Origin of the sequence: Sulfurospirillum sp. MES (assembly GCF_000789415.1) — a bacterium.
GTDB lineage: Bacteria > Campylobacterota > Campylobacteria > Campylobacterales > Sulfurospirillaceae > Sulfurospirillum > Sulfurospirillum cavolei.
In genome coordinates, this window is record NZ_JSEC01000001.1 from 481,122 (window position 1) to 507,344 (window position 26,223).

Genomic DNA, 26,223 nt, shown 5'->3' on the forward strand with positions numbered 1-26,223 from the left:
TACATGTAAAGAAGAAAAAGCTTTGAAAAAATATGCTAAAATGGACTTATTAAAGATCAATAAGGAGCATAGGATGAGCACAACAGTTACCATTAAATCATCGAAACGAAGCGGTAAGCCTTGTATTAGAAATTTACGAATTACAGTTTATGATGTACTTAACATGCTCGCAAACGGTATGAGTTACGATGAAATTTTAGAAGACTTTCCAAAGCTCACAAAAGAAGATATTTTAGCCGCCCTTGCGTATGCTGCCGATAGAGAACATAAAACACTTACAGCAAAACTCAGTGCATAAACTTCTTTTTGACAATAACATCTCCCATCGTGTATTGTCAAAAATAGCGGACATCTTTCCCAACTCTTTACATGTAATGCTTAAAAACCTTGACGAGTCCACCGACTTGGAAGTGTGGCGATATGCAAAAATCCACGGTTTTGCCATCGTCACCAAAGATTCTGATTTTAACGATTTGGCAATTTACCGAGGGATTCCTCCAAAAATTATCTGGATCAAACTTGGCAATTGTAAAGTGGATGCTATCGCTACGATATTGCGAGAGAATTATGAGAGCATCGTCGAATTTTTAGACGATAATGTGAGTGCTATTTTGGAGATATGAAATAAAGAAGATAAAAAAGTCGCTTGCCCTCTTTTTCTCTTATCTTACATTTGACCGATGAAGCGACATCTGACGCGGAAAAAATTACTGCTTAAATAACCTGCACAGAGTTTACATGTAAAGATGAGGAAATTTCGAGAGAGAGGCTTCCCAAATGTTTTGTCTCTTAATTTCTTTACATGTAAAGAATCTCAAAATCTATCAAGATAAGATTAACGACAAAGTATTATAATAGAGCCAAAATCAAATAAAGGTGGATAAATGAGAAACGTTTTAATTGCACTTGCTGTATTAGTCATCCTTGCGGTTGTGGTCATAGCTCCAAAAATCAATAATGTCCCTAAACTTGATGAAACCGTTATCGCAGCGGCATCCGCGGTGGATAACCAGTACAAGCGAAGAAGCGACCTGATCCCCAATCTTGTGGCTACGGTCAAGGGCTATGCCGATCATGAAAAAGAGGTATTGACCCAAGTGACGGAAGCGAGGGCTAAAGTAGGGCAGATCACCTTAACACCAGAAGTCTTAAACAACCCACAAGCATTTAAAGCGTATCAAGCGGCGCAAGATGGGCTTAGTAGCGCCCTTTCTCGCCTCATGGCGGTTTCAGAGCGCTATCCCGACCTCAAAGCCAACCAAAACTTTTTGAGTCTTCAAGCGCAACTCGAAGGCACTGAAAATCGCATCGCCGTTGCCAGACGTGACTACATCGAAGCGGTAAAAAATTACAATCTTGAACTTAGAACGATTCCGGGCAGATGGATAGCCTCTATCTTCTATCCTGATGCACAGGTCAAACAGAATTTTACTGCGACAGCAACGGAAACAGTAGCACCTAAAGTCTCTTTTTAAGGGATAGTCATGAAACTTTTTAAAAGCATCATTTTAGGGATGCTTTGTGTATCGGCACTTTTGGGCGCCATCACGTTTCCTTCCCTTAATCACGCAAGAATTGTGGATGAGGCTGGACTGTTTAGCCAAGCACAAAAAGCAACGTTGGAGAACACGCTATCCGCGCATGAGAGTGCAACAACAAACCAAATCGTGGTAGTGACGCTCGCTTCGCTTCAAGGGTATGATATTGCCGATTTTGGGTATCAGCTTGGACGGGCGTGGGGCATTGGAACCAAAGAGCGCAATAACGGCGTCTTACTCATCATCGCGCCCAATGAGCGTAAAGTGCGCATCGAGGTTGGGTATGGGCTTGAAGGCGCACTTCCCGATGCCATTGCTCATAGCATCATCCAAAATACCATCCTTCCTGCTTTTAAAGCAAAAAACTATTTTGAAGGCGCTAGTAAAGGGGTAAATGCGATTATCAGTGCGATTAAAGGTGAGTATAAAGCCGATAAATCAGCACACAAAAGCGCACAGCAATCCTTTGTTGTTCCGATTTTATTTTTTCTATTTTTCATCTTTAATGCATTTTTTCATTCCCGTCAAACAGAGCAAAAAAAAGTGGTTCCTTCTTTATTTCTTGGGCTGGTTGCAGGCGTGTTAAGTTGGTTTATCTTTGCGCTCTTAAGCTTTAGTGTATTCATTGCCTTTGTCGTTTTTGTGTTGACTTATTTTGGAGGCTCTTTGGGTAGCGGTGGTACAACAAGCTCTTGGGGAAGTAGTAGTGGAAGTTCCTCAAGCGGAGGCTTTGGCGGATTTAGCGGCGGCGGCGGAAGCTTTGGCGGCGGCGGTGCAAGTGGGAGTTGGTAATGAATCAGATCAGTCATGAAACAAAACAGAAAATTGAAAAAGCGATTTTTGAGATGGAGCAGAAAACCTCCGGTGAGTTGGTCGCGGTTGTGACGCAAAAAAGCGGTGATTATCTCTACATTGCCTTGTTGATCACCAGCCTTATGTCGCTTTTGGTCCCTTTTGGCGTGTTGTTTTTCGCTCCCGATATGGAAGCTAAAAGCATTTTTGAGATCCAACTGCTTAGCTTTATGCTGTTACTTTTGCTCTTACAGATACCTCATGTGCTCCATTTTCTACTGCCAAAAAGCATTTTGACGAAGGCGGCAAAACTCAAAGCGTATGAGACATTTAGCCTTTTAGGGCTTCAAAAAACAAGCAACTACCAAGCGGTGATGGTTTTTGTGAGCCTGTATGAACATGCCATTGAGATTATCGCAGACAGTGCGATCAGCGCTAAAATTGACAATGCGCTTTGGCAAAGTACGATCGATGCGTTTGTGGTCAACGTCAAAAATGGCAGATTTGAAGAGGGCTACCTTCAAGCGATTCGCGAAATCGGCGCTCTTTTGACACAGCATTTTCCCATCGAAACGCACGACACAAATGAACTCACCAATGGTTTGATCGAAGTTTAGCGGCTTTACATGTAAAGCATTCAAACCTCCTCTAAAGTGAAACTATTCTACAATGGCGCAAAGACTTAAAGGACGCATGCATGCCATTTTCAAAACTCTCGTTGCCTCTTCAACAAGCGCTTGTGGAAGCACGCTTTAGCACAGCGACGCCGATTCAAGAAAAGGTGATTCCCCTTGTGTTGGAGCGTAAAGACATCATGGCACGAGCGCAAACGGGAAGTGGTAAGAGTGCTTCGTTTGTTCTGCCTATGTTGGAGCTTTGGAGTGCAAATAAAGGTGAGGGAAAAGCGAAGATCAAGGCATTGGTTTTAACACCTACGAGAGAGCTTACCGTGCAGGTTGCTGAGGCGTTTACGAGCTTTGGAAAATGTTTACATGTAAAGCCAAAAGTGGTGAGCATCATCGGTGGTGAGAAGATCGGCGAACAACTCTATGACATTCAACAAGGGTGCGACATCGTGGTGGCAACGTCAGGGCGATTGCTAGACATCATGCGTAAAAAACAGATCGATCTTTCTCGCGTGGAGTTCTTTGTACTCGATGAGGCAGACAAGATGCTCGACCTTGGGTTTGAGCAAGAGTTAAATTCTATTTTAGAAGCACTGCCCCAAAAACGTCAAAATCTTCTTTTCTCAGCGACCTATCCCGAAAAAGTACAAAGGGTTGCTTCAAAAATCACCCAAAATGCGCTAGAGGTCAGCATCGAAGCGGAAGCGCCGACGGTGGAGCGCATCACACAACGTGCCATCGAAGTCAACAAAGAGAACCGTGCACCGCTTTTACGCCAGTTATTGCGCGAGAACAACTGGGAATTGGTGTTGGTCTTTATGGCAAACAAACGCGCAAGTGATAACATCGCCGTCAAATTTCGCAAGCACGGTTTTTTAGCCGAATCGTTTCATGGCGATCTCATTCAAGAAGACAGAGCATGGACATTGAAGTCGTTTAAAGAGCGCAAAATTCGCGTGTTATTTGCCACGGACATTGCCGCGCGGGGACTGGACATCGAAGATGTAAGTTGTGTAATCAACTTTGACCTTCCTCGCTCCACCGAAGATTACATTCACCGCATCGGGCGAACGGGGCGCGCGGGCAAAGAGGGCTTGGCGATCTCGTTTATCGACCATGAAGACAAAGCGCATTTTGCATTGATCGAAAAACGGTGTCGCATCAGACTTCACAAAGAGCAGATCCAAGGGTTTGAACTTGAAGGTACTGCTCCCCAAAAAGAGAAGGGGAGTGCTCCTATCAAAGGAAAACGCAAGAGCAAAAAAGACAAGTTACGAGAGCAGGCATCTCAAGCCTAAGTGTTTACATGTAAAGGTTTTTAAGCAACCATCGCCGCTTTTTTGAGCTCAAGTCTATCGTACATATCGAGAATGTTGACATAGTGTCGGTGTAAGCTTACGTCGATGAGGTAGGCTTTACCATCTAAGATGTTCAGGGCATGTTCGACGTTTTCTTTTCCAAAAATGTCCCAAAGAGCACTCTCATACTCACTCCACACAAGTTTTTGCTCTCTCAAAGAGAGGATTTCGCATAAAAGTTTACTGATAGGTTTTTCACTCAAGGAGAGCAACATCTGCGCCTCTTCGTAATTTTTCAAGAGCAAATGCACTTGTGCTTTAAGTTCATGCATTTGAAAGTTTTGTTCGAAAATCACGCCGATGTATTTTTCCATATTGAGCGAGTCTTCCAACGGTTCGATGAGATTAAGCAAAGTTTTATGGTCTTCTTCTTTGAAGTTGAGTACGCTATGGCGTATGAATTTACCGCTGTTTCGGTTTTGGTAGACCATGTCATCGATGGGGTAAACCTCGGAGACGCTAGGTACGATCATCTGACACGAATAAAAATTTAAATAGGTATATTCACGTAGGTAAATCTCTTTGCCCATCGCCTTGACGATGTCGCATAAAAAGGCGTATTCTTCGGCGCTTCCTTCACCTTGGTACGTCCATGGCGCATACTCAAAACTTTTAGAGGCACTTAAAAAACCAAAGCCTATTTTGCCGTTGGAGTCGATAAAGTGTGCTTCTAGGTTGAAGCTATCGCCAACGATGCTCATATCAAACGTGGGTGTCTCAAACGCGTCAAGGTTTTCAAGTCCTCTTCCTTGCATCAGCTCGCTCATGGTGCGCTCCAAAGAAACCTCTAAAATCGGATGAGCCCCGAATGAGACAAACAGCGTGCCGTTACGCGGGTTAATAAGAGAAATGGCGGTGACGGGAAACTTTCCGCCCAAGGAGGCGTCTAAAATTTCGATGATAAACCCTTCTTTTCTAAGTTCAAGTACGTCCGCATGAAGTTTTGGAAACGAGGCAATAATCTCTTCGGGGTACGTGGGAAGCGCATACGCATTTTTGATGATTTCCATTTTGGCATGACGTTCAAAAATCTCGCTGAGTGCTTGCACTTTTGCTTCATCGGGCGTATTACCGCTGGCAAGTCCGTTGCTGACGTAAAGATTGCTGAGGATATTGAGAGGAATATACGCTTGCTCGCCGCCGAAAAAGCTTTGAAACGGAAGCGCTACGATTTTATCCTCGTAGTCGCTGTTAAAATCCACAAAGTCTTCGTGGCTCAGTTCATCGGAAGGATTGTAAATGACATGTAAAGAGGGGTTTAGGTACTCTTCCGTGAAATCAAAGAGTTTTTGATCGGGAAAATAGTCGCGATCGGGAAGGTAAAAATCGATAAAACAATTGTTGGTCTGAAGCCGTTCGATGTACTCGCCCAGTGCGCTTGCTTTGGATGAGAGCGAGAGCGAGCCTTTGCCGTTGGAGTAGATATGTTCGGGTGCTTCGGTCGAGGCGAGATTGATCGAGTAACAATGGCTGAGCGGATGTTTTTCGGTCGCAAACGTAACGGCACACCCCAGATCGTCTAAAATCGTCTGCATTTTTGCGATGGAAGTGCTTAAGGGTGCATTTTTAGAGAGGGGATTCATGAATGAGGATGTCCTTTGGAGAATTGGGCATTGTAACATAATAAAAGAGTGAAGCGCAAAAGCGGGCTTTGAAAACATTTGGTAACTTTTTATCGTCAGCCCTAAGTGCGATCGTAGAATATTTTGGTAAAATAGGCACAACGAACCTTTTTTATTGACGGATAAAATGAATAATTTTCTCGAGAACCCCAATGACGGTAGCCTTAGATTTAGCGATGTAGAAGTGCGATTAGCCGAATTTTTAAAGACGTTTGATCCCGAACCTTACAAAGTGCATTCTAGTTTATATTATTTCGAAGAGAACGTTTTCGGTGAAATCGTCGCGTCCTTGCGTAATTGCAAGTTGCCCAAACATTTTCTCTCCTACAAAGACGTTTTGCGGGAAAAGCTGATCGAAAAGCTCGGTTTTAGCACGCAAGACTTGATTTTGTGTACCGACGGCATCGTTTACGCCAAACGCTTTTTTGCCGTCGAAGCTTTGGGCGAAGGTGCCGAAAGACGCGCATGCGGACTCGATCCTGCCGGACTGGAAGCCTATAAGCAAAAATTTTTTCCCAACGAGTTACATGTCGAAAAAACGTTAGAGCTTTTGCCCTATCTGGTTGAAGAGGTTTTAAATTTTCGCAAAATCACGCCGATCAAATTTAAAAAACTGTTTATCACGTCGTTTATCAACCTGATGGATATTATCGTTTTGGCGTACACGGACATCAGCGATCCTAAAGTCGTGCGCGGCTTGAGCTTGTATCTGTTGCGTGAAGTGTTCGATCGTTTGATGCTTTTCATCGCATCGGATATTTTATTTCACTTTTCCAACGCCGATCGCAAGGCCATCGAATTTTTAAGCTTTTTTAGCGTTAACGAGAGTATCGACGCGCGCGGCAATCGCTACAAGGCCAATCCGATTTTGGATGAAAGCAATCATGCGTGGAATATTACGACGATTCGCTCGACCTTGCTTCAGCACAAAAAAGCCAAACAAGCCGTTTACGATAAAAGAAATGCGCTCATTAGCATCAAAACGAAATTAGAAGGCTTTAAACTAGACCAACAAGAGTATGCCTTGCAAAAGGCCAAGATTAACGAGCAATGGTCTCATACGGAAGCCGTGATAAACGGAATTCATAAAACATTGCGAAAAGTCCAAGAGTCCGAAGACGAAGAGGTACGTTTTAACGAAGACGGCGAAGAGAAAGTTTTTCCTCGAAAAGTCTTGATTACGCGCTTATTTAAGAAAGAAGACAAGTTGCTAAGCGAGAGGACGAAGTGCCAAAAAGCCATTGACGAGATTGAACTAAGAATCGCCAATAAACAAAAAGATATCGATATTTGGGAAAAAAAATATGCCGAAAACCAAGAGGTTTTAACGGCATTTGAGGCGAAAGGTCATCCGATGGATAAGCAGTACGAGCGAATTCAACGGGCTTTGGCAAAAACTTTGGCATCGAGGTAGCACGCCAAAAAGACCGTTTAAAGTCTCTTTTTGGCGTGAAATTGCACTTATTTGACCGCGGAAAAAAGTGTGCTAAGATTGCCTGCGACGCCTTCTAACGAGTGTTTGAGATCGGATGGAACAAAGACGACTTTACTGTTGGCGGAGTTTGCCAACGCTTGAACGCTGTCGATGTAGCGTTGCGCTAAAAGGTAACTCGGCGCATCGCCGTTTTTAATTTGTGATGCTATCGCTTCCATAGCCGCTTGGTCGCCATTTGCAAGTGCGACTTTGGCTTCAGCTTCTCTACGAGCAGCTTCGAGTTTTCCTTCTGCTTCTAAAATCATAGACTGTTTAAAACCCTCTGCTTTTGCGATGGCAGCTTGTTTCTCGCCTTCGGCTTTCATAATGAGTGCTTTTTTCTCACGTTCGGCGGCGGCTTGTTTTTCCATCGCTTCTTGTAAACTGTCGCTTGGGCGAATATCTTGGACTTCGACCGCGGTCAACGATAATCCCCATTGTTCCAAATGGTCGCTGATCTTTTCCGAAACGGAGGCTTTGATGGCTTCTCGGCCTGAAAGCGAAGCGTCGAGTTCCATATTACCGATGACGGAGCGAAGCGTCGTTGCCGCCATATTGGCGACGGCAAGCTCAAAATCGTCGATCGAATAAACCGCTTTTGCCGGATCGCTGATTTTATAAAAGACCACTGCACTGATAATCACGACGGCATTGTCTTTTGTGATGACTTCTTGGGCTTTCATTTGTTGAATCAACTCTTTGGTGTTGAGTTTCACTTGAACTTGATCGAGTACGGGAATGAGAAAATTGAGTCCCGGTTTTAAGATGGAGTGAAACTTCCCGAGTCGCTCGACGACCCACTCTTCGCCTTGCGGTACGATGCGCACCATTTGGTAGAGAAGGTAACCGCCCGCTAAGAGCAAAATAATAAAAAACGAAAGGCTAAGGTCGATAGAGGTATGCACGCAAACTCCTTTAGTTTGAAATAGGTTTGACGATTAAAAAATGACCGTGGATAGAGACGATTTCAATATTTGTGCCGATCGCGATCGTTGCGTCGGTTGCACTTTGCGCGTTCCATTCGCTGCTACCCAAAACGGGAGCTTGCAACTTTACGCGCCCTTGCGCATCGGGCAGGATTTCGTTGAGGACTTTACCTTTCGTGCCGATAAATTCGTCGGATTGTCCGATTTTTGAAGCGGGTGCATTGGCGACTCTTTGACGTTTAAAAACGACCGCGCCGACGAACATACCTAAAAGGGCTACGAGGATTTGAAGAATAAGAGAGTTTTCCGTGAAATACGCCAAGAAAGAAGAACCGAAAAACCCAAGACCGATAAAAAGAGCAAAAAACGAGGGACTCGCGATCTCGAAAACGATAGCAAAAACGCCTAAGATCGCCCAAAGATACCATACCATCAAAACTCCTTTGCGAAGAGGATGGGGTATTATACTGAAAACACCTACAAATTATGGTGGAGCTGTGGGGGATTGAACCCCAGTCCAAAAATAGCCGCCTATGACGTCTACATGCTTAGATATTGTTGATAGTGTTTAATTTTGCTTCGTACAACAATCAGAAAACTACGCAAAACGAGCCTTTAACTTCGCTACATGTAAAGGCGTTCATGTAGTATAGCTATCAAAGCTATGATACTCTCCGAGACCTCCTAAGATAGCATCGAAGGGGAGAGCAGTCCGTTATTTATTAAACTTACGCAGCTAGAGCGTAAGCAGGACGATAGTTACTGTTGTTAGCAGTTATTGTTTGAGGGTTGTCTAACGCAAGACCCTCACTCGCGACATGCAGCCATAAACTAAAACTACTCCTGTCGAAGCCATGTCAGCCCCATAGATAGTAGGAGCGTAAGTTTAGCATATTTTGCTATAATTCGCAAAAAGTATTGAAGGAAACTATTTTGAAAAGAATTATTTCGTATCTTTGCGTAGCATTTTTCGTCTTTTGGATACAAGGATGTGCATTTAACCAACAACCGCAAAAACCGCAAGCCAATACGCAAAACGTCTCCGCACAATCGGCGCAAGATACCAATCCTAAACTTTCGCGTTTGGTCGGCAAAAACTATATTAAAGGCGTTGTATTGCATTTGACGTATGATCCTAACACGCTTTTATGGAACTACGAAATCGACGGCATTGAAACGACCAACGGTAAATTGCCGTACGTGAACTTTAACCATAAAACGGTCCTTGCCAACGAAGGCGATTTGGTCTATGCGTCGTTTAACGGGATGCGTTTGGAAGAGCTTTTCGTCATCAAAGCCGGTTATTTTAAAAACGGTAAGATTTCGCAAACGGCTCCTGCGTCAAAGCCGATAACAAGTGCCGGCAGAAAGAAAAATACGAACGCTAAGACGTCTGAACCGGACGAACCGGGCGTACGCAATAAAGCACATCAGGTCATTAGCGTTCCGCAAGAAGAGACGATTCGTTTTTAGTATCAAAAGGTTTACTATTGTTAACCGATCGTTTACTTTGAATTTCTATACTTTCAGTAGCGAATTTCATATTTTCTTCCGAAAGTATCTTCTCAAAGAGGTGTTCCGCCAAGCGCCTCTTTGAACTCTCTTTCTATCTCAATCGTAAAAATAGCCCCTTCTTTTTCGTTCCGAGCACTCAGCTTTCCGCGCATACTTTTTTCGATAATCAACTTTGACATGTAAAGCCCGATGCCCGTTCCTTCGTTTTGCTCTTTCGTACTGACGTAAGGCTCGAAAATGCGCTCGATCGGCTCTATTTTAATGCCTCCGCCGTTATCTTCTACCCTTAGGTAAATGCTTTTTTCGTCGCTTTCCAACGTAATGCGAATATACCCCTCGGCTCTTCCCGATGCGAGAATGGCGTCTTTGGCGTTGGAGAGAAGGTTTAAAACGACTTGTTCGTATTCGCTTTTGTAGCCGACGATACTTTCATCGGATTCGATGCGTACGTCCACGACGATGTTGTGATGAATAATCGCCTCTTGAATGATGCGCAACACCTCGTCGACGGAATTTTGAATCGAAAAACGTTTTTTGTCCTTATTGGGCATAAAAAAATTACGAAAATCGTCAATCGTATGCGACATGTACTCGACGATGTTTTCCGCTTCGACGCATTTAATCTCCATCGAGCTTTTATCGAGCATATCCCGATTGTATTTGAGTTTGAGGGTCATTAAAAGCGCGGAGAGTTGGGAGAGCGGTTGTCGCCACTGATGCGCGATATTGCTGATCATCTCTCCTAAAGCGATAAATTTGGATTTTTGGATGAGAAGTTGTTCTTGCTCCCTGTTTTTTTGAATCTCTTCTTGCACGCGGCTTTCGAGCGTATGGTTGAGCGTTTCGAGTTCTTGGGCTTTTTGTTGCACTTGCGCGTGGTAGCTTTTTAAAAAACGCTCGATGCGTTTTCCGAGCATCAGCGCAAACGCATTGGCGACGAGGGCGAAGAGCAAAAAGATAATGATCGCGGAGGTTGCTTCCATCTTCACTTTTTCTTGAAATTGTGTTTTTGCCGCTTCGATCTCTTGGTCGATGTCGTCTAGATAAACACCCGCGGCGATGATAATATTCCACGGTTGGTACAATTTAAAGTACGAAACCTTGGGGCGAGCGAGCTTTGTTCCGGGCTTTTTGTAGAGGTATTCTACAAACGAATAACCGTGATCCAAGATGTCGTGCAAAAAGATTTTGCGAAATGCCTTGCCGTTTTCGTCGGTGTACGCATCGGAGATATACTCGCCTTCCAAGTCGGGACGGTTGGGGTTAATTAACATTTTGGCAAAGCGATCGCCGCCGCCGATATGGTTGATCTCGTAAACGAAAATATAATTATGTTCTTGTCCGCCGTAGCGAATATGCCGAATCCACTCAAAAGCCTCCTGCTTGAGCGCGGCAAGGTCGTTTGGCGTATCGGAAGCGGCGCGATGCAGTTTAAATTCGATAAAGCTGATAATCGAATCGACTTCGTGCTGAAGTAAAGCGCGTTTATTCGTCTCAAACGTTTTTCGCGTATCTTCGATTTGGGCGTCTAGCAGTTCGTATTGCTTGGTAATAAAAAAATAACCGTTAAAAAGCATTAAAGAGGTAATGATAAAAACGGTACTTAACGTAATGATTTTCGAGATATTGCTCTCTTTAATAATTTTCACAAAAAACTCCCGTTGCAACTGCTATAATATAAAAGTAAGAAATTTTAGAAAGAGAGTAGCGTATCTCTTCTTTTAAGAAACGTAAAGGTTCGGTTATGGATGAAAAAATGATGAAAAAGCTTTCAAATTACCGCGTTTTGTATGCCGAAGACGATGTGGGCGTGCGCAAAAACGTTTACGAGCTTTTATGCTTGCTTTTTCAAGAAGTCTATTTGGCAAGCGACGGCGAAGAGGCGTATGCGCTTTTCGTGAAATATGCACCCGATTTGGTGATTACCGATATTAAAATGCCCCATCTCGGCGGCATCGACTTGGTGAAGAAGATTCGCGAGCACGACGAAAAAGCCCATGTGATTATTATCACGGCGTATACCGAAGTCGATTACATGTTAGAAGCTATCGAACTCTCTTTACTACGCTACATCGTCAAACCCATTACCGAGCCGAAATTGTTTGACGCATTGGAAAAATTTTTACAGTCTAAAGAAAAAAGCCATCTGCAAGAAATCGCCTCGGGTTGGTATTACGACGCTTCGCAAAAGAGTATCACGGACGGCACGGAAGCGTATGAGTTAACGAAAAAAGAAGCCAAGCTCATCGAACTTTTATTGGAAAAAGATTCCATCATCACGTACGAAGAGATTGAGACCTATTTGTGGGAAAACGAGTATATGAGCTTGAACGCGCTTCGTTTGATGATTAAAAACTTAAGAAAGAAACTTCCTGAGGGAACTTTAAAAAATATTCAAGGTATAGGTTACAAATTGTAACTTAGTAAAACCATAAAAAGCCTTTACATGGCGCAAAAGTTACTAAAAGAAACTTTTACGCCTAAAATCCGACTTCGAACGAATCCTAACGCTTTTATTACATAATTTTGACATAACTTTCACCTATAATCGACACAGAAATACATCGATAAAGGAGTTGACATGACAAAATTACTCAAAGTGGTAGCGGCCGCTACGCTCTTAGTTTCATCTGCGATTGCCGCAGAGTATACGATTAAGCTCACGCACGTCGTAAGCCCGAATACACCCAAAGGTATGGGTGCCGACTTCTTTGCAAAACGCGTCGGCGAATTGACAGGCGGTAAAGTTGAAGTCGTCGTTTTCCCTAACTCACAACTTTACGGAGACGGCGAAGAGATGAAAGCGTTGAAGCTAGGAAACGCACACATTGCGATGCCGAGCTTTTCAAAATTTACGAGTATCGTTCCGGAGATGCAGCTTTTCGACTTACCGTTTTTGTTTAGAGACAAAGACCATCTTTACAAAGTTCTCGACGGTGAAGTGGGCAAAATCTTGAAAGACAAAGTGACGGCAAAAGGCTTTGTCGCACTGGATTATTGGGATGCCGGATTTAAACACCTTTCCGCCAATAAGCCGCTTTTGAAACCCGAAGACGCTTCCGGACTCAAATTTCGTATTATGAGTTCACATGTACTCGAAGCACAGTTTAAAGCAGTCAATGCCAATCCGCAAGTATTACCGTTTTCGGAAGTCTATTCCGCATTGCAACAAGGCGTCGTCGACGGTGCGGAAAATCCGCTTTCCAATTTTTATACTAAAAAATTCAACGAAGTTCAAAGCGATTTAACCCTCTCAGATCACGGTTATTTAGGGTATTTGGTCATTATGAGCGAGAGTTTCTGGAAAAAATTCCCGAACGATCTTAAACCGATGGTGCTTCAAGCAATGAAAGAGGCAACGGAATATGAGCGCAAACTTGCGTCCGAAGACGATGAGGCGATCTTGGCAAAACTCAAAGAGTATGCTAAAACGTCCGGCAATCTCAAAATTCATACGTTAAACGCGGAGCAAAAAGCGGCATGGCAAAAAGCGATGGAAGCGATTTATCCTAAATTTTACGGTGTAATCGGCGAAGAGTTGATCAAAAAAGCGCAAGCCGCTAAATAGAAAGCAAGGCAATGAAAAAGTATTTTACGATTTTAGACCTCGGCGTCATGGCGATTAATAAAAATATCGCCGTGTTCGGCATATCGCTCGGTGTTCTTCTTGCCTTCGCCAACGTCGTGCTACGTTATTTTTTCGATATGAGCATTACGTGGGCGGGAGAGCTGACCAACTATCTTTTTATGTGGTCGGCACTCTTCGGGGCGGCATACGGTTTTAAAAAAGGGGTGCATATCTCCGTCACGATGCTTTTGGAAAAACTGCCCGTGATGTTGGCAAAAATCATCTTGATGGCGGCGCACCTGTTTAGTTGTTTGTATCTCGCGTTGATGGCGTACTTAGGGTATGAATTGGTGCTGATGCTGATTGATTTCGGTGAAATGAGCATCGATTTGCGCGTACCGATGTGGATACCGCATTTGGTTTTACCGTTTGCCTTTATCGGCGCGGCGTTTCGTGCCGGAGAAAAAGTGTTTGAAGTCGCCGCGACCGATGCCGATAAAGTCATCGTCAACAGCGAACTTGAAACGCTTCACGATTCTTTGGAAATGAGAGGAGTAAACTCACATGTTGATGCTTAGTCTTTTCGGTTTACTCTTCCTTTTAATGTTTTTGGGCGTTCCCGTTTCGGTAGCCTTAGGATCGAGTACCTTGATAACGGCGTACTTTTTTACCGATATGGATTTGATGGGCATCACGTCGCACGTCTTCGACGGGCTCAATAAATATTCGCTGATGGCGATTCCGATGTTTATTTTAGCGGGATCGTTTCTCTCCAAAGGCGGCGCGGCACATCGTATCATCGAGTTTGCGAAGTCTATCGTCGGGCATTTGCCCGGAGGTCTTCCGATCTCGGCGATTTTTGCGGCGATGATTTTTGCGGCGGTTAGCGGAAGCTCTCCGGCAACCGTTGCGGCTATCGGTTCGGTCATGTTTGGAGCAATTCAAGAAGCGGGCTATCCCAAAGGCTACGCCATCGGAACGATCGCAACTTCGGGTAGCTTGGGCATTTTGATTCCTCCGTCCATCGTATTTATCGTATACGGCGTTACGGCGGATCTTTCGATCGGAAAGCTTTTTATGGCGGGCGTCGTTCCGGGACTTTTGATCGGCTTTATGTTGATGAGCTTGACCTATGTCGGCGCGGTGCGTTTAGGCTTTAAAAAAGGCACGCCGGCAAGCTTTAAAGAACGACTGGTCAAATTTAAAGAGGCGTTTTGGGCGTTGATGCTCATCGTGATCGTTATCGGCGGTATTTACGGCGGTTTGTTTACGCCGACCGAAGCGGGTGCGGCAAGTGCCGTTTACGCCTTCATCGTCTCTGTTTTTGTCTACAAAGACCTTAAAATGAAGGACGTCTATAAGATCGTCTTAGAGTCGGCGTTGACAAGTTCGATGATATTTTTCGTTATTGCAAACGCGATGATTTTTGCGCACTTTCTAACCGACGAGACGATTCCGCAACAAATCACGAAGCTGATTATGGATGCGAACGTCGGACCGATTATGTTCTTGGTTATCGTCAACGTTTTGTTACTCTTGATGGGGCAGTTTATGGAGCCGAGTTCCATCGTTATGATTACCGTTCCTTTGCTTTTACCGCTCATTGTGGCACTCGGCATCGATCCGATTCATTTCGGTGTCGTCTTAGTCGTCAATATGGAAATCGGTATGATAACCCCGCCCGTGGGTCTCAACCTTTTTGTCGCCGCGGGTATGACGGGACTGAGTCTCAAAGAGGTTGTCGTCGCCTCGCTTCCGTGGGTCGGCGTCTTGTTCGTCGGATTACTTCTTATTACCTATATTCCCGCAATTTCGTTGTGGTTACCGCAACTAATGTACGGAATGTAAAATCTTTACATGTAAGACTGCTCGGGAATGCTACAATGCCTTCCCGACGCTCTTTTAGAGCCTAAACACCTCTTTCTTCGGATTCTTTTGATCGCGTGAGCCGAAAATCGGACTTTGCGTGACATTTTCCCCCTAATTTATTGTAATTTTCTCGTTTTTGTGATAGACTTATCTCGCCTTCAAAAAATTCAAAGGAGAAAATATGAAATTAGCTAAACTTAGCTTGGCGGCTATGGTAGTTGCTGGTCTTGCATCCAGCTCTTTTGCGGCAGACACATTGGCTGACGCATTTAAAAACGGTAAAGTATCAGGCGAATTAAGAGCATGGTATTTTGACAGAGAAGGTTCAGCAACAGCCGATCCTGATAAAACAGCAGCTAATAAAGGTGGCAAAGACATTAACGCTGACATCTTTAACGTAGGCGTGATCCTTGGTTACGTAACGGACTCTTTCTACGGCTTTAAATTGGGTGCAACGGTTCAATCTAACTATGCGCCGTTTGCCGACAGCGATGCTAAAGCAGATTTTAACACAGACGAATACGGTTCAGGTGCCGTTCTTTCTGAAGCGTATATCCAATACTCTATCGGCAACACGACGGCAAAAGTCGGTCGCCAATTTATCTCTACGCCATTGGTTAACGGTTCAGGTTCACGTATGATCAAACAAGCGTTTGAAGGTGCCGTATTACTTAATACCGATCTTCCTCAAACAACCTTGGCAGCGGGTGTTGTAACAAAATACCAAGGAAGAACAAGCTCTTCTCTAACAGGTGCACAGGGTGTAGCAACTTCTAACGACGGTGATGTTGCTGGCTTTACAAGCCTCGAGTCTCTCGTTGATGCGTATGCGTACACATTACTTGCTATCAATAAATCAATTCCCGGTACAACCTTAACGGCACAATGGGCAGGTCTTGATAATTATGCAGATTTCTACTACTTAGAAGCGGCATATGCCGGTAAAGCAGGCGAAATCTCTTACGGTTTGGCAGCAAACTATGAGTTAAGAAGCCCAGATAATCTTACTCTTCTTAAAACTGATGAAGACGGTACAATGTACGGTGCAAAAGTTGACTTCGGTTACGGCGATTTGAAAACATACGTAGCTTATACGAAAGTTACCGATGACGCAGCTATCGGTGGTTTTGACGGCGGTGCCGGTTTCGGCGGCGGCGCACAAACGGCGTTTGCAAAAGCATACTCAAGCAAAACGGGGACATATGATAGAGACTCAAAAGCATACTCTGTTGACGCAAACTACAACTTCAAAGCTATCGGCTTGTTAGCAGGTGCTAGATATACGGGCGTTAAAGTTGATTCAGCTGCAGCAAATCTTAAAGACAGAGGTTATACCGATGTTTATATGCAATATGCATTTTCAGGCGCACTTAAAGGTTTTTCAACAGACGTTTCTTACCAAGACTGGTCAAAAGATGTTGACGGACACGATTTCTGGTTCAAAGCAAACTATAAATTCTAATTTATACGTTGCCTAATCGTCGAACAGCGGTATTTTTACCGCTGTTTCTCTTCTTAAATCTGCATTTTTCTTAAAAAGCTTACTTTTTCATCACTTTTTTTAGTTGACTTTCTATTTTTTTTTTGTATACTTCGCTTTGTAATCATTTAGTAATCTAAATTTTCAAGGAGAAAATATGAAATTAGCTAAACTTAGCTTGGCGGCTATGGTAGTTGCTGGTCTTGCATCCAGCTCTTTCGCGGCAGATACATTGGCTGACGCATTTAAACAAGGTTCTGTAAACGGTGAGTTAAAAGCTTACTATTTTACAAAAGATAATGGAACAAACGATTATGATATCTTAACAACCGGTGTTCTTTTAGGTTATAAAACAGCTTCATTCTACGGTTTAAGTTTAGGTTTAACGGCACAAGGTAGTGCTTCACCTTTTGCTAGTAGCGATGATAAAGCAGCTTATGCTAGAGATATGTATGGTTCAGGTGCTCAAATTTCTGAAGCATATTTAGCATACAGCGTCGGTAAAACAACGGCAATGGTCGGTCGTATGTTCTTAGATACTCCGCTTGTTGCATCAAGCGGTTCACGTGTGGTTAAAGACTCTTTCGAAGGTGCTGCGTTAATTAATACGGATCTTCCAAATACGACGTTGATCGCGGGTTATGTTCAAAGATACCAAGATAGAACAGATGATATTAACGGAAAAGTAGGCGATATCGGTAGATTTAAGAAAAACTTCGGCGTAGGTTCAAACATTGCCTATGGCGTAACGGTTGATGATGGTGCTTATACATTAGCCGCAATCAATAAATCAATTACAGGTTTAACATTAACGGCAGCTTATGCAAATGTAGTTGATATCATCCAAGTTGCCTATGCTGAAGCTGCTTATGCTGGAGCTGCAGGTAAATTTACATATGGACTATCCGCTCAATATTATTACAATAATCTTGATAGCAGTGTCCATGCCGATGATAATAACCTTTGGGGTGTGAAAGCTAGTGTAGGATATGATGCATTTGGTGCATATGTAGCATATACAAAAGTTTCAGATGAGCAAAATGGTTTAGGTGTTGTTTCAGGTCTTGGTAACGGTGCAGATCTTGCGTATACAATGTCTCCAATTATGTCTACAAGCTATGAAAATGATACTGAAGCGTATAAAATCGGTGTTACGTATGCTGTACTTAAAAACGCAAATCTTGGCGTTAACTATACACATACCGAGATTAGTAAAACTATTACAGATCCAAAAGAAGAGAACGGTTATCTAGCTTTTGAAGGTGATTATACTTTCGAAGGTGCCCTTAAAGGCTTTACAACCTCTATTATTTATGAAGATGGAAGTAAAGACGCTAGTGATGCTAACGCATTATGGTTTAAAGCGGGTTACAAATTCTAATCATGCCTTGATAACTTCGCCTCGTTATGAGGCGGAGTTGATTTTTTTCTCCTTTTCTTAACTGTCTATTTTTTATACACAACTTCACTTCTTTTAGATTCTTGCTTAAGTAACTTTTCTGTAATATTGTTTGATTACTACTACAAGGAGTATACATGAGAAAACTATCTGTTCTAGCCGCTTCCGCTCTTCTTTTAGCAAGCTCTTCTTTTGCGAAAGAGATTAACGTCGGTGTCGTTATGTCGATGAGCGGCCCGCTTGCCGCATACGGACAAACGTGCAACGAGGGTATCGAATTTGCACATTCGTTACAGCCGAAACTTAAAAACGGAGATACCGTTAAATTGGTATTGATCGACACGAAAGGCGATAAAGTCGAGTCTGCCAACGCAACGACGCGTTTGATTAGTTCCGATAAAGTCGTCGGTATCATCGGCGAATTGACGAGCACGAATACCGCGCAAGTCATGGCTATTGCCGATAAAAAAGAGATTCCCGTCATTGCTCCCGTTGCAACGAACGACAAGTTGACCGAAGGTAAAAAATTTGCTAACCGCGTTTGTTTTACCGATTCGTTCCAAGGTGCAGTTGTTGCCAACTATGCGGCAAAAGACTTGAAACTTAAAACGGCGGTCGTCGTAGTCGATCAAGCGCAAGTGTACTCTTTGGGCCTTGCCAAAGCGTTTAAAGACGCATTTAGCGCCGCCGGCGGTAAAATCGTTAAAGAGATCAAAGTGAGTTCCGGCGATAAAGACTTTAAAGCCGTCGTTTCTCAAATCAAAGCGGCAAATCCTGATTTTATGTTCTTGCCGATGTATCACCCCGAAGTTTCTATGATTGCACGTCAAGCAAAACAAATCGGGCTTAATAAACCGATGTTCTCGGGAGACGGCGTTGCCAATCAAACCTTTATCGACTTAGGCGGCGATGCGGTTGAAGGCTACATGTTTACGGATTTCTTTGATTACGGTGCTCCTCCGACAGAACGTTCAAAAGAATTCATCAAAGCGTATGCTGCCAAAACCGGTAAACAAGAAGTCAACTCGTTTGTAGCCCTTGGTGCAGATGCCTACAACTTAATGGTAGACGCAATGAACCGTTGTGCTAATCCCGAAGACAATATTTGCGTCAATAACGAAATCAAAAAAACCAAAGGTTTTGAGGGCGTTTCGGGCGTGATCTCTATGGACGAACTCGGTAACTCTACGCGTTCAGCGGTTATCAAAGTCGTTCAAAACGCAAAAGCCGTTTACAAAGCAACCGTCAATCCTTAAAAGAACGACGTTTTTCTCTCCTCATTTCGGGGAGAGAATTTTAGACAAGTTGCCATACATGTCAGAGTGTGGTAAGTTTTTTAAAATTTTTTAGGAGCATCTATTTGGATTTTACAATGTTTATGCAACAGATGATCAACGGCTTTAGCCTTGGTAGTATGTATGCGCTGATCGCGATCGGGTATACGATGGTGTACGGCGTACTTCGCTTGATCAATTTCGCGCACGGCGATATTATGATGGTCGGCGGATTTTTAGGATTTTTCGGTGTAGCCGTTTTGGAACTCCCGTTCCTTGCCGCCGTTTTATTGGCGATCGTCGGTTCAGCACTCTTAGGTATGGCAAGCGATAGAATCGCCTATCGACCGCTTCGAAGCGCCCCCAAAATTTCTTTGTTGATTACGGCGATCGGCGTCAGCTTTTTTTTAGAAAACGCATTTAACGTTTTTTTCGGCGGCGTACCGAGAGCTTTCCCCGTTCCGAGCGTTTTGGAAGATATTTTAGAATTCGGCGGACTTACGATTCCCGTATCGGCCTTGATCGTACCGATTTTGACGGTTATGTTATTAGCGATTATCTTGTGGGTTTTGTTTAAAACCAAGTACGGCATGGCGATTCGCGCCCTTGCGTTCGACGTCGATACGGTCAATCTTATGGGGATTGACGCCAATCGTATCATTACCATTGTTTTTGGGATGGGCTCGGCACTCGCGGCGGTCGGCGGTATCTTTTGGGTCGTGAATTATCCTTCCGTCGATCCGATGATGGGTGTTTTAGTCGGGCTTAAAGCGTTTGCGGCAGCGGTTGTCGGTGGCATCGGAAGCGTCGGCGGTGCCGTTTTAGGAGGGTTGATTATCGGATTTACCGAAGTGGTTGTAATTGCTTTTTTACCGGAGCTGGGCGGATACAAAGACGCATTTGCGTTTATCTTTCTCATCTTAATTTTATTGTTCAAACCGACCGGTATTTTAGGAATTGATTTTGAAAAGAGTAGGTTTTAAGATGACGGTAAAAAAAGATCAATGGATTAACCTTGCATTCGTGTTCGGCGTTATCGGATTTATCGGTATCGCCAATAGCTTTTTTGACGAATATACGATTCGTATTTTAAACAATATTGCTATTTTTACGATTTTGGCGGTCAGTTACAATCTGATTAACGGCGTCACGGGGCAGTTTTCGCTCGAGCCGAACGGTTTTGTCGCTATCGGTGCTTACGTCACCGCGCTTTTATTGGTTTCTCCCGAAGCCAAACAGTACCAATACGCGATCGTCGATCCGTATCCTTTCGTGTTAAGCTTGCATGCCAATTTCGTGGTTGCGTTAGTGTTGTCGGGATTTTTTGCGACATGTTTGGCGTTGGTACTCTCTTTTCCTGTTTTTAGGGTTAGAGGAGACTATTTGGCGATCGTAACGCTTGGTTTTGGATTTATCATCAAAATATTTGCGATCAATTATCCCGAAGTAACCAACGGCTCTTTGGGGTTAAACGATATTCCCGAATTTTCCAATTTGTATTGGACGGGCGGTATTGCGATTATCGCGGTTATAACGGTTTTGAACATCGTCAATTCTAAATTCGGACGTGCTATGAAAGCGGTACGCGACGATGAAGATGCGGCGATTGCGATGGGTGTCAATACTTTTAAAGCAAAAACGTTTGCCTTTTGCACGAGTGCCTTTTTCGAAGGCGTCGGCGGCGGGCTTTTGGCGGCATTGCTGACAAGCATTTCACCTGATCTTTTTGACTTTTTCTTTACGTTTCAATTGTTGATTATTATCGTGCTCGGAGGACTCGGCAGTACGACGGGTGCGATTGTCGGAACGATTTTAGTGATGGGCGGAAGCGAATGGATGCGCTTTTTGGACGAACCGATGAAATTTTTCGGTTATACGACGCCGGCAATGCCCGGATTGCGTATGGTCGTCTTTTCGTTAATTTTAATTTTTATTATGCTCTTTGCCCGAGAAGGCATTATGGGTAAGAAAGAGCTCAAAGATCTTTTCAAAGGCCGTAAAAGGGGTGCGAAATGATCTTACATGTCAATAACGTCACTAAAAATTTCGGCGGCGTAACGGCGATTAAAGAGACGAGTTTTAGCGTCGATCGAAAAGAGATTTTCGGACTGATCGGGCCTAACGGCGCGGGTAAAACGACGATGTTTAACATCATCACGGGAAATTACGAACCAAGTTCAGGAGAAGTCATTTTCCGAAACGAGATGATTCACGGATTGAAACCGCATTTAATCGTTCGCCGCGGTATCGCCCGAACGTTTCAAAACATTCGTCTTTTTTCGAGCATGAGCGTTTTGGATAACGTTTTGATCGGATTTGATTTCCAAGCACGCTACAGTTTCTTTGAAGCTATTTCGCGTTTTCCGCGTTTTATCGGCGAAGAAAAACGCATCAAAAAACGCGCATTCGAGATTTTGGATTATTTTGGAATGAGTGCGTTTGCCCATGCCAAAGCGGTCGATTTGAGTTACGGCCAGCAACGTAAAGTTGAGATTGCACGTGCATTGGCGACCAATCCGGAATTGTTATTACTCGACGAACCCGCAGCGGGTATGAATCCTTCCGAGACGGAAGAGTTGGGAAACATCATCAAAAAAGCGCGTGAAGATTTCGACTTAACGGTACTTTTGATCGAACACGATATGAAATTCGTCAATCAATTGTGCGACAAAGTGTTGGTGCTTGATTACGGTAAAACCATTTTCGAAGGAAAGCCCAGCGACGCGATTCAAGATTCTGAAGTGATTTCGGCGTATTTAGGAGATTTTCATCATGATTAACGTTAAAAACCTACATGTCTATTACGGACTGATCGAAGCGGTCAAAGGGATTGATTTTGACGTGAAAGAGGGGGAAATCGTCTCGTTGATCGGTAGCAACGGTGCGGGTAAAAGTTCGACCCTGAAAGCACTGCTCAACAGCGTCAAAAAAACGGGAGATATTAATTTTTTAGGTTTCGATACCAAACACCATAAAACGCATACACTCGTTCAACACGGACTTTCGTTGGTTCCGGAAGGTCGTAAAATCTTTATCAACCTGACGGTTGAAGAAAATTTACGTATGGGTGCGTTTAATAACGACGAAAATTACGAACATCTGCGCGATGCGATGTACGGGCTTTTCCCTCGGATCAAAGACAAACGCTATCAACTCGCGGGAACGATGAGCGGGGGTGAGCAACAAATGTTGGCGATTTCGCGAGCCTTGATGGGCGAACCGAAACTCTTGATGTTGGATGAACCGAGCCTCGGTCTTGCACCTAAAATCGTCGGAGAGGTTTTTGAGACGATACTTCGACTGAGAGACGAGGGCATTACAATCCTCCTCGTAGAACAAAACGCTTTTGCCGCATTGAAAATTTCCGATAAAGCCTACGTTTTAGAAAACGGCAAAATCGTGATGAACGGTAAAGCTTCCGAGATGATCGGAGACGACACGATCCGCAAAAAATACCTCGGCGGATAAGATAAAACCTGCTTACATGTAGCCTCTGAAACGATGAGGCTACCGCTTCTTTAATGATTTATAAATTATTTACTCTAAAAAGGTAACATACCCCTATTTAGTTACGAAGGAAATTGGGAATGAACGGTGTATTGAAGCAACTTTTATCGATGAAAGTTGCGATTGTTTTGCTCTTGCTTTTTGGCTTTTTTAGTGCCGTGGCGACTTTTGTGGAAAATGATTTCGGTGCCGAAACGAGTTGGGCGCTGATTTATACGTCATGGTGGTTTGAACTTCTGCAAATAGCTCTTGGTATCGTACTCCTTTACAATATGGTTCATTATAAAATCTACACGCGCGATAAACTTCCTTCTTTGATGTTTCATCTTAGCTTTCTTTTTATTCTTATCGGTTCGGGGATGACGCGTTATTTCGGTTTTGAAGGCTCTTTGCACATTCGAAACGGCATGGAAGAAAACCGCGTACTCTCTTCGGAAGCGTTTGTACAAGCTTCCGCACTCAAAGAGGGGAAAAGCTATAGTTATGCGCATCCTCTGTTGCTTTCCCAAATGGGCGGGAATCATTTTAATTTTGGCTTGGACATCGGCGGCGAAAAAGCACATGTAAGTTTTAAAGAGTATTTTCCGCGGGCGACTAAAAAAGTTGTTGACGATCCTAACGGCGTTGCGATGATTTCCATGATACTCAGTGCTTATGGGGAGAGTTTAAGTATTTCTCTTAAAGAAGGCGAATTTTACGAAACCCCCGATTATATTTTTAGTTTCAATGCTAAGCTTGATAAACCGAGTAAACCGACGGTACGCTTTTTCAGGGAAAACGAAAGCTTTTACATGCTCTCAGACGAAAACGTATCGTGGTTTAAGATGGCGGAAAATACGCGCGGAACGTTTGAGGCAAACCGCAAGGAAGCGTTTACGACGGGACAACTTTATACCGTCGGTAATATGAATTTTGCACCGCGTTATATCGGCTTAAAAGGAAAAGAAAAAGTCGTTGAAGATAAAAATCCGATGATTCAAGCAGGCGTCGAGTCCGCGTTGGTCGTAACGGTCGAATTTAAAGGCGAACGACACGACGTGGCGATGTTCGGACAAGGCAAAGGCGCTAAAGGCGAGCCGACGAAGATAACGATCGCAGGCGTTCCGTTTGTGTTTGAATGGGGTTCGAAGACGTTTACGTTGCCTTTTTCCATTCAGTTGAACGAATTTCAATTAGATCGATACCCCGGTTCCATGTCGCCGATGTCGTATGCCAGCGAAGTCGAAGTCGTCGATAAAGAGCAAAACGTACGTTTGCCGTTTCGTATCTATATGAATCATGTCTTGGATTACCGAGGATTCCGTTTCTTCCAATCATCGTACGATAAAGACGAAAAGGGTACGATTTTATCGGTCAATAACGATCCGGGAAAAATTCCGACTTATTTAGGATACTTTTTGTTAAGTTTAGGACTCTTTTTAAACCTGCTCAATCCCCAAAGCCGTTTTCGCAAATTAGCGTTTATGATTCAGCGCGACACGGTTAAGATGAAATCGGTGCTCGTACTCGTAAGTGCGATATTGTTAACATGGATGCAGCCTTTACATGCGTATACCACGGAAGAGTATTTAAGCTTTTTGAAACAATACGACGCCAAACATGCCGACCGTTTCGGTAAAGTGTTGGTGCAAAGCGTGGACGGGCGTATCAAGCCGATCGATACCGTTGCTTTCGAAGTGCTTAACAAAGTATACGGTAGTTCGACGTATCAAGGTATGAATGCCAATCAAGTCGTTTTGAGCATGATGAGTTCCCCTGCGGAGTGGCAGTCGCTTCCGATTATCAAAGTATTTCATCCCGAACTCAAAAAAATGATCGGAATTCCCGAAAATCAAAAATACGCGTCGTTTAACGACTTTTTTGAAAAAGAGGGCGATCACGGCTTTAAACTGGCCAAGTTTTCCGAAGAAGCCAACCGAAAAAAACCTGCATTACGCAATCAGTTTGATAAAGACGTCTTAAAAGTAGACGAACGCGTTAATATCTGTTATATGGTCTATACCGGAGAAATTTTTAAAATGATCCCGAAACAAAACGACCTCTCGAAGCGATGGTTTGCACCCCAAGAAGCCGTAATGAATTTTTCAAAACAAGAAGGCGATGAAGTGCGCGCATTGTTAGGCGGTTATTTTGAGGCGATCGGAGAAGGCTTGGAAAAAAGCAACTGGGACAATGCCGACAAGGCACTGGATAAACTTCAGTCTTACCAAGAACAATACGGAGCCGACATTATTCCCGCATCAAGCCGCATTAAAGCGGAAATCTTTTTTAACCATGCAAAAATTTTCGATCGTTTGACGCCGCTTTATCTCTTAAGCGGGTTGATACTCTTATGCTTTATTTTCGCCAAAATGGTTAAACCAAAACTCTCTATCCAATGGATAGCCCAAGCAGTGTTAACGCTGACGGTTATCGGCTTTTTAGTTCACAGTGCCGGACTCGGTCTTCGCTGGTACATCGCACAGCATGCACCGTGGAGTGACGGATACGAATCCATGATCTATATCGCATGGGCTATTGCGTTAGCGGGTATTTTCTTTGCACGCCAGTCGGTTGTTTCTTTATCGTTGACGTCGATCTTAGCCGGTATTACGCTTTTTGTCGCACATTTAAGTTGGATGGATCCGCAAATTACCAATCTGGTTCCGGTTTTAAAATCGTATTGGCTCAATATCCATGTCTCCGTTATTACGGCAAGTTACGGCTTTTTCGGTTTGTGCGCGCTTTTGGGCTTTTTTACGCTCGTTTTATTTATCTTACGTAGCAGTAGTCAAGCCAAACATAACCGAAATCAAGAGTTGGATCGCAATATTATCGAAGCGACGCGCATCAATGAAATGGCGATGATTTTAGGGCTCAGCCTTTTAACGGTCGGTAACTTTTTGGGAGGCGTATGGGCAAACGAGTCGTGGGGGAGGTACTGGGGTTGGGATCCAAAAGAGACGTGGGCTTTGGTATCCATCTTAGTATACGCGGCCGTCGTGCATTTTCGCTTCGTACCGAAGCTCAATACGCCGTTTGCATTTGCCGTAGCGTCTACCGTTTCGTTTGCTTCGATTATTATGACCTATTTCGGAGTTAACTTTTATCTCTCCGGTATGCACTCGTATGCGGCAGGCGATCCGATACCCGTACCGAGCTTTGTTTACTATACTGTCGCGATCGTTGCATTGACGATTGCACTCGCATATCCCAAACGAACCTTACGTCAAGATACAAAACCTTCCGCTTGAAAGAGGCCTATGGCCTTTTTCAAGTTGTGCTATAATAGCCCC

General features: G+C 43.8%; 24 protein-coding genes and 1 other RNA gene. 20 read left to right on the forward strand and 5 right to left on the reverse strand.

Translation table 11 applies throughout. The features are described 5' to 3' along the window. The first annotated feature begins 73 nt into the window (after positions 1-73). The 6 genes from OA34_RS02460 (at position 74) to OA34_RS02485 (ending at position 4,254) form a co-directional block, all read left to right on the forward strand. Entirely contained in the window at positions 74-298 is a 225-nt protein-coding gene (locus tag OA34_RS02460) for a DUF433 domain-containing protein (protein ID WP_025343787.1), read from the forward strand. Further along, complete coding sequence (locus OA34_RS02465; RefSeq protein WP_039672230.1) at positions 291-623, forward strand: DUF5615 family PIN-like protein; 333 nt, start codon at positions 291-293, stop codon at positions 621-623. The genes OA34_RS02460 and OA34_RS02465 overlap by 8 nt, the downstream gene beginning before the upstream one ends. 261 nt (positions 624-884) lie before the next feature. Then, a complete protein-coding gene (locus OA34_RS02470; protein ID WP_039672231.1) occupies positions 885-1,475 on the forward strand; it encodes a LemA family protein in 591 nt (196 codons plus the stop codon). 9 nt (positions 1,476-1,484) lie between these two features. Beyond that, positions 1,485-2,330, forward strand: coding sequence for a TPM domain-containing protein (locus OA34_RS02475; RefSeq protein WP_039672232.1), 846 nt, complete (start codon positions 1,485-1,487; stop codon positions 2,328-2,330). Continuing rightward, positions 2,330-2,947: a TPM domain-containing protein gene (locus OA34_RS02480; protein WP_039672233.1), complete on the forward strand. Its 618-nt coding sequence runs from the start codon at positions 2,330-2,332 to the stop codon at positions 2,945-2,947. The genes OA34_RS02475 and OA34_RS02480 overlap by 1 nt, the downstream gene beginning before the upstream one ends. Positions 2,948-3,027: 80 nt before the next feature. Next, positions 3,028-4,254: a DEAD/DEAH box helicase gene (locus tag OA34_RS02485; protein ID WP_039672234.1), complete on the forward strand. Its 1,227-nt coding sequence runs from the start codon at positions 3,028-3,030 to the stop codon at positions 4,252-4,254. A gap of 20 nt (positions 4,255-4,274) precedes the next feature. Here the strand turns inward: OA34_RS02485 and OA34_RS02490 are convergent, their stop codons facing one another. Continuing rightward, positions 4,275-5,897, reverse strand: coding sequence for a YcaO-like family protein (locus tag OA34_RS02490; RefSeq protein WP_039672235.1), 1,623 nt, complete (start codon positions 5,895-5,897; stop codon positions 4,275-4,277). A gap of 166 nt (positions 5,898-6,063) precedes the next feature. Here OA34_RS02490 and OA34_RS02495 point away from each other — a divergent pair, with 166 nt between their 5' ends. Beyond that, a complete protein-coding gene (locus OA34_RS02495) occupies positions 6,064-7,350 on the forward strand; it encodes a hypothetical protein (protein WP_039672236.1) in 1,287 nt (428 codons plus the stop codon). 47 nt (positions 7,351-7,397) lie between these two features. Here the strand turns inward: OA34_RS02495 and OA34_RS02500 are convergent, their stop codons facing one another. The 3 genes from OA34_RS02500 to ssrA form a co-directional block, all read right to left on the reverse strand. Beyond that, positions 7,398-8,315, reverse strand: a complete 918-nt coding sequence (locus tag OA34_RS02500; protein WP_039672237.1) for an SPFH domain-containing protein — start codon at positions 8,313-8,315, stop codon at positions 7,398-7,400. Between the two features lie 10 nt (positions 8,316-8,325). Then, positions 8,326-8,769 carry an NfeD family protein gene (locus tag OA34_RS02505; RefSeq protein ID WP_039672238.1) on the reverse strand — a complete coding sequence of 148 codons (444 nt, stop codon included), beginning with the start codon at positions 8,767-8,769 and terminating at the stop codon, positions 8,326-8,328. Positions 8,770-8,823: 54 nt separating this feature from the next. Next, positions 8,824-9,201, reverse strand: a transfer-messenger RNA (tmRNA) gene (gene ssrA, locus OA34_RS13460). A 68-nt stretch (positions 9,202-9,269) separates the two neighbouring features. Between ssrA and OA34_RS02510 the strand changes: the two genes are divergently transcribed. Then, the gene (locus OA34_RS02510) at positions 9,270-9,809 is read left to right on the forward strand and encodes a hypothetical protein (RefSeq protein WP_039672239.1); all 540 of its coding nucleotides are present in this window, start codon (positions 9,270-9,272) and stop codon (positions 9,807-9,809) included. A gap of 92 nt (positions 9,810-9,901) precedes the next feature. On the opposite strand, the gene OA34_RS02515 is transcribed toward OA34_RS02510, so the two are convergent. After that, positions 9,902-11,500 carry a cache domain-containing protein gene (locus OA34_RS02515; protein ID WP_039672240.1) on the reverse strand — a complete coding sequence of 533 codons (1,599 nt, stop codon included), beginning with the start codon at positions 11,498-11,500 and terminating at the stop codon, positions 9,902-9,904. A 95-nt stretch (positions 11,501-11,595) separates the two neighbouring features. Between OA34_RS02515 and OA34_RS02520 the strand changes: the two genes are divergently transcribed. From OA34_RS02520 to OA34_RS02575, 12 genes are all read left to right on the forward strand, one after another. Continuing rightward, a complete protein-coding gene (locus tag OA34_RS02520; RefSeq protein WP_254376659.1) occupies positions 11,596-12,270 on the forward strand; it encodes a response regulator transcription factor in 675 nt (224 codons plus the stop codon). Between the two features lie 162 nt (positions 12,271-12,432). Beyond that, positions 12,433-13,419, forward strand: coding sequence for a TRAP transporter substrate-binding protein (locus OA34_RS02525; protein WP_039672241.1), 987 nt, complete (start codon positions 12,433-12,435; stop codon positions 13,417-13,419). An 11-nt stretch (positions 13,420-13,430) separates the two neighbouring features. Continuing rightward, the gene (locus tag OA34_RS02530) at positions 13,431-13,997 is read left to right on the forward strand and encodes a TRAP transporter small permease (protein WP_039672242.1); all 567 of its coding nucleotides are present in this window, start codon (positions 13,431-13,433) and stop codon (positions 13,995-13,997) included. Beyond that, the gene (locus OA34_RS02535; protein ID WP_039672243.1) at positions 13,984-15,267 is read left to right on the forward strand and encodes a TRAP transporter large permease; all 1,284 of its coding nucleotides are present in this window, start codon (positions 13,984-13,986) and stop codon (positions 15,265-15,267) included. Before OA34_RS02530 ends, OA34_RS02535 begins: the two co-directional genes overlap by 14 nt. 202 nt (positions 15,268-15,469) lie before the next feature. Further along, positions 15,470-16,750, forward strand: a complete 1,281-nt coding sequence (locus OA34_RS02540) for an OprD family outer membrane porin (RefSeq protein ID WP_039672244.1) — start codon at positions 15,470-15,472, stop codon at positions 16,748-16,750. Between the two features lie 175 nt (positions 16,751-16,925). Continuing rightward, positions 16,926-18,149 (forward strand): OprD family outer membrane porin, encoded by a 1,224-nt coding sequence (locus OA34_RS02545; RefSeq protein WP_039672245.1) that lies wholly within the window; start codon positions 16,926-16,928, stop codon positions 18,147-18,149. Positions 18,150-18,304: 155 nt separating this feature from the next. Continuing rightward, positions 18,305-19,423 carry an ABC transporter substrate-binding protein gene (locus OA34_RS02550; RefSeq protein ID WP_039672246.1) on the forward strand — a complete coding sequence of 373 codons (1,119 nt, stop codon included), beginning with the start codon at positions 18,305-18,307 and terminating at the stop codon, positions 19,421-19,423. Between the two features lie 104 nt (positions 19,424-19,527). Further along, positions 19,528-20,424, forward strand: a complete 897-nt coding sequence (locus OA34_RS02555; RefSeq protein ID WP_286682811.1) for a branched-chain amino acid ABC transporter permease — start codon at positions 19,528-19,530, stop codon at positions 20,422-20,424. 1 nt (position 20,425) lies between these two features. Then, positions 20,426-21,457, forward strand: a complete 1,032-nt coding sequence (locus OA34_RS02560) for a branched-chain amino acid ABC transporter permease (protein WP_039672247.1) — start codon at positions 20,426-20,428, stop codon at positions 21,455-21,457. Continuing rightward, positions 21,454-22,221: an ABC transporter ATP-binding protein gene (locus OA34_RS02565; RefSeq protein WP_039672248.1), complete on the forward strand. Its 768-nt coding sequence runs from the start codon at positions 21,454-21,456 to the stop codon at positions 22,219-22,221. The genes OA34_RS02560 and OA34_RS02565 overlap by 4 nt, the downstream gene beginning before the upstream one ends. After that, entirely contained in the window at positions 22,214-22,909 is a 696-nt protein-coding gene (locus OA34_RS02570) for an ABC transporter ATP-binding protein (protein WP_039672249.1), read from the forward strand. Before OA34_RS02565 ends, OA34_RS02570 begins: the two co-directional genes overlap by 8 nt. Before the next feature lie 119 nt (positions 22,910-23,028). Next, the gene (locus OA34_RS02575; RefSeq protein ID WP_039672250.1) at positions 23,029-26,181 is read left to right on the forward strand and encodes a cytochrome c biogenesis protein CcsA; all 3,153 of its coding nucleotides are present in this window, start codon (positions 23,029-23,031) and stop codon (positions 26,179-26,181) included. Positions 26,182-26,223: the final 42 nt, after the last annotated feature.